This is a genomic window from Intrasporangium sp., assembly GCF_040414665.1.
GTDB lineage: Bacteria > Actinomycetota > Actinomycetes > Actinomycetales > Dermatophilaceae > Intrasporangium.
Genome location: NZ_JBEDUL010000047.1, coordinates 1 through 4,316 on the forward strand (window position 1 = coordinate 1; position 4,316 = coordinate 4,316).

Annotated in this window: 5 protein-coding genes; 4 read left to right on the top strand and 1 reads right to left on the bottom strand. The window is 69.7% G+C overall.

The features are described 5' to 3' along the window. Window positions 1-82 precede the first annotated feature (82 nt). Genes ABF401_RS05120 through ABF401_RS05130 form a run of 3 tightly spaced genes read left to right on the top strand, consistent with a single transcriptional unit; the run spans window position 83 to window position 2,060 of the window. Complete coding sequence (locus ABF401_RS05120) at window positions 83-808, top strand: DsbA family oxidoreductase (RefSeq protein WP_353508456.1); 726 nt, start codon at window positions 83-85, stop codon at window positions 806-808. A 21-nt stretch (window positions 809-829) separates the two neighbouring features. Beyond that, on the top strand, window positions 830-1,240 hold the full coding sequence (locus tag ABF401_RS05125) for an MmcQ/YjbR family DNA-binding protein (RefSeq protein WP_353508457.1): 411 nt from the start codon (window positions 830-832) through the stop codon (window positions 1,238-1,240). Beyond that, complete coding sequence (locus ABF401_RS05130; protein WP_353508458.1) at window positions 1,233-2,060, top strand: 2-phosphosulfolactate phosphatase; 828 nt, start codon at window positions 1,233-1,235, stop codon at window positions 2,058-2,060. Before ABF401_RS05125 ends, ABF401_RS05130 begins: the two co-directional genes overlap by 8 nt. A 140-nt stretch (window positions 2,061-2,200) precedes the next feature. Here the strand turns inward: ABF401_RS05130 and ABF401_RS05135 are convergent, their stop codons facing one another. Next, window positions 2,201-3,595 carry an NAD(P)/FAD-dependent oxidoreductase gene (locus ABF401_RS05135; protein WP_353508459.1) on the bottom strand — a complete coding sequence of 465 codons (1,395 nt, stop codon included), beginning with the start codon at window positions 3,593-3,595 and terminating at the stop codon, window positions 2,201-2,203. 149 nt (window positions 3,596-3,744) lie between these two features. Here ABF401_RS05135 and ABF401_RS05140 point away from each other — a divergent pair. After that, on the top strand, window positions 3,745-4,316 hold a 572-nt coding region (locus tag ABF401_RS05140; RefSeq protein ID WP_353508460.1), incomplete at its 3' end, for an aminotransferase class III-fold pyridoxal phosphate-dependent enzyme.

Genomic DNA, 4,316 nt, shown 5'->3' on the forward strand with positions numbered 1-4,316 from the left:
TGACCGTTCGCGGGCGTCAACAGCGTCTCATCGGTGGTCCCGGCGTGCGGGCGGATCTCGAGAAACGCTACGTTGTCGAGTCGTGAGGATCGACATCTGGACCGACATCGTGTGCCCGTACTGCTACCTCGGGCGACGGCGCTTCGAGGAGGCGCTCGAGCGGTTCGAGCACCGCGACGAGGTCGAGGTGCAGTGGCACAGCTTCGAGCTGGACCGCAACGCTGAGCCGGTCTCCGAGCATGACCTGCCGGGGCTCATCGCGGCCAAGTACGGCATCTCGCGCGAGGACGCCGTGGCCCAGCACGAGGGTCTCGCCGAGCAGGCCACTGAGGTCGGTCTTGAGTTCAACTGGCAGGCCGCCCGTTACGGCAACACCTTCGACGCCCATCGGCTCGTCCACCTGGCTGCGGAGGTCGGCGGTCAGGCGCTGGCCAGCCGGGCGCACGAGCGGCTGCTGAAGGCCTACTTCAGCGACGGCCGCGCCATCGGCGACCGCGAGACCTTGGTGGAGCTCGCCTCCGAGATCGGCCTGGACCCCGACGCCGTCCGGGACATGCTCGAGTCGGACGACTACGGCAACCACGTCCGCAGCGACGAGGCGACCGCCAAGATGCTCGGCATCACGAGTGTCCCCTTCTTCGTCCTCGACCGGCGCTACGGAGTGCCCGGCGCGCAACCGACGGAGGTCTTCGAGCAGGCCCTCGCCCAGGCGTGGGCGAGCAAGGACGAGGATCGGGAGCCGGCCATGGCGGCGGGCGGCTGTGGCGGGTGCGGTCCCGGCGGCTGTGGCGGCGCCTGCAGCGCCTGAGCCTCACGTAGCGTTGGGGACATGTCGCATCCGCTGATGTTCGACGAGCAGGATCCCTACCTCGCGCGCGTGCGGGACATCTGCCTGGCGTTGCCGGGCGCCGACGAGAAGATCTCGCACGGACGCCCGAACTTCTTCACCCGCAAGGTGTTCGCCACCTTCGGAGGCTCCCTCAAGGGCGACCACTTCTCGCCCATCGCCCGAAACGCCCTGCTCTTCCTGCCCGACGCCAGCGAGCGGGAGGCGCTGCTCGAGCGGGAGCCCTTCTTCGTACCGGCCTATTTCGGGCCTTCCGGCTGGCTGGGTCTGAGCTTCCACGTCGTGGGCGCAGTCGACCGGGTCGACTGGGACGAGGTCGCCGAGCTCGTCGACGCGTCGTACCGCCTCACCGCGCCAGCCGGTCTCGTCAAGGAGCTCGACGCCCGTGCGTGAGTGCTGGAGTCAGGACGAGGGGACGATCCGCGTCGAGTGGGGTCCCGTCGGGGCCGAGTCCTTGGTGTCGTATGCCGCTGAGCGCGGTCCCGTCGTCGCCGTCGTTGTCGACGTGCTGAGTTTCACGACTGCCGTGTCCGTTGCCGTCGACGGGGGGATGACGGTCTGGCCGTACCGGTGGAAGGACGACTCGGCGGCCGAGTTCGCTCGCGAACATCAAGCCGTGCTCGCGCAGGGTCGACGGGCTGCGGCTGCAGAAGGCGGGATGAGCCTGTCCCCCAAGTCGATCCAGGACTCAGCCGGGTCGGTGGAGCGCCTCGTCCTGCCCTCCCCCAACGGGTCGACGGTCAGCGCCCTGCTCGAGGGTGCGGGTGCGGTCGTCGCAGCCGGGTCTCTCCGGAACCGCTCCGCGGTTGCCGCGTGGATCGTCAAGCGGCTCGACGCCTTGGCGGCCCAGGCTGGGCGAGAGGGGCGGGTGGGAGATCCCGCCGTCGTCATCGTGCCGGCCGGCGAGCGGTGGCCGGACGGCTCGCTGCGCCCTGCCGTCGAGGACCTGTGGGGTGCCGGCGCCGTGGTCGAGGCCATTGTCGGCACGCTCGAGCACCGGGCGGGCCCCATGCTGCTCAGCGCCGAGGCGGCCGTTGCGCTGGCCGCGTGGTCGTGGGTCAGTGACCGCGTGGGCCCGTCGCTCGACGCTTGCGGGAGCGGCCGAGAGCTGATCGACCTCGGCTTCGGCGACGACGTGCGGATCGCCGCGGAGGTCGACGTGAGCGAGAACGTGCCCGTACTCGCGGACGGCGCCTTCCAGGCCACCCCTTGACGCAGTCGAGTGTGCAGCAAACGCCGACGCGAACTGCACACTCCACGAAAGGGGCGAGTCGAGTGGGCCTAAAGCGCCGACGCGAACTGCACACTCGAGGAAAGGGGCCGGTCGAGTGTGCAGCAAGCGCCCGCAGCAGATCACTGCCCGATGGCGCTCCAGAAGGCTGCCGCTGCGCGCGACGGTCGTCCCGAGCGACGCTCAGATCGATCGGCGGAGCCCATGAGCGCGGTCACCGCATTGACACCGAGCCACCGCAGCGGCTCCGGCTCCCACAGCCGTGAGGTCCGTCCCGCCCAGGGCAGCGATGTCAGGTCCTCCGGGTCGTCGTCGCGGATCATCGCCGCGAGCGTCCGGCCGGCCAGCGCCGCCGTGGCGACCCCATCCCCGACATAGCCACCCGCGAAGGCGAGTCCCGTGCAGCGGTCATGACGAACGGCTGGGTACCAGTCACGCGGCACACCGAGATTGCCGCCCCAGGAGTGCGTGAACTCGACGTCGCGAAGCATCGGGAAGAGCTCCACGAGGATCCGGCGAAGCATCGTGTGGACGCGCTCGTCCCGTTCGTAGGCCGGCGCCACCTTCGAGGCGTAGTGGTAGGGCGCCCCCCGGCCGCCGAAGGCAATGCGACCGTCACGGGTGCGCTGGCCGTAGATGACGAGGTGCCGGTTGTCCGCGAACGTCGATCGTTCGCGCAGCCCGATCTGCTCCCAGACGTCGTCGGGCAGCGGCTCGGTTGCCGTCATGAGCGAGTAGACCGGCGCCAGGCTCCGCCGACGCCCCGCCACGGTCGCGGTGTACCCCTCCGTCGCCAGCACGACGTGCTCGGCGCGAATCGTCCCGTGCGGCGTGACGACTCGACGGCTGTGCACGTCGAGGGCCTCTGTCTGCTCATGAATCGTCACCCCGCGTCTCTCCACCGCTTCCGCGAGCCCGCGCACGAGGCGAGCAGGGTGGATGGCGGCGCAGTGCGGGGTCCACGCACCGCCGAGGGCCCCTTCGACGACGGCGATCTCCCGCACGCCGTCAGCGTCGAGGAACTGGTGGTCCTCCTCACCGAACCCCCAGGCCGCATAGTCTGCGACCTGGCTCCGGATCCGCTCGAGCTGGGCCGGGTTGCGTGCCACGGACAGCGACCCGCCCTGGTCGAAGTGGCAGTCGATGCCCTCGGCCGCGGCGATGCGGCCGACCTCTGGGACGGTCTCGTTGAGCAGGCGCTGCATCCGCACCGACGCCTCACGCCCACGCTCGACCGCCATCCGCCGCAGTGACGTCGGGAACAACGCCGAACACCAGCCGCCATTCCGTCCCGATGCCCCGTACCCCGCGATCTCCTTGTCGATGACGACGATCCGCGTCGTCGGATCGGCCACGGCGAGGTGGTAGGCAGTCCACAGCCCGGTGTACCCCGCCCCGATGACCACGACGTCGGCGTCGACGTCGCCGGGGAGAACCGCTCTCGGAAGCAGGTCGTCCGGGGTGGTGTCGTGCCACAGGCTGAGCTCTCGATATCGCGACGGGGGCGATGGGGGCATGAGCCGCAGTATGCCGCGATTCGGCCGAATTGACGATGGGTAGGTTGACCGATTTGTGACCCCCAAGGGGGATGGCCTTCGGAATCAGTGGTTCCGCACCGCTCAAACAACCCCTTCCGAAGGCTTTGGCGATTGGGCACGATGAACCCATGACCCCACCTGTCACTATCGACCGCACCCACCTGGCCCAGTTGCACGGGCGCGAGCTCGCCTCCTTCCGGGCGACCCGCCCCCGCTCCGCCGCGCTCGCCGATCGCGCCCGGGCTCACATGCCTGGCGGGGTGCCGATGAGCTGGATGGTGAAGTGGCCGGGCGAGTTCCCGGTCTTCGTGGAGCAGGCCGCGGGCGCTCACTTCACCTGCGTCGACGGGATCGACCACATCGATCTCTGCCTCGGCGACACCGGCGCGATGATGGGACACTCGCCGACCCCGACCGTGCAGTCGGTGACCGCACAGCTGGCTCGCGGAATCACGACGATGCTCCCGACCGAGGACGCGATCGCCGTCTCCACCGGGCTCTCAGAGCGGTTCGGCCTGCCCTACTGGCAGTTCACCCTGACGGCCACCGATGCAAACCGACATGCGATCCGCTACGCCAGGCACCTCACCGGCCGGCCCAGGATCGTCGTGCACGACTACTGCTACCACGGCTCGGTCGACGAGACATTCGCGACCCTCGACGACGATGGCCGAACCTCGAACCGCCGCAACAGCATCGG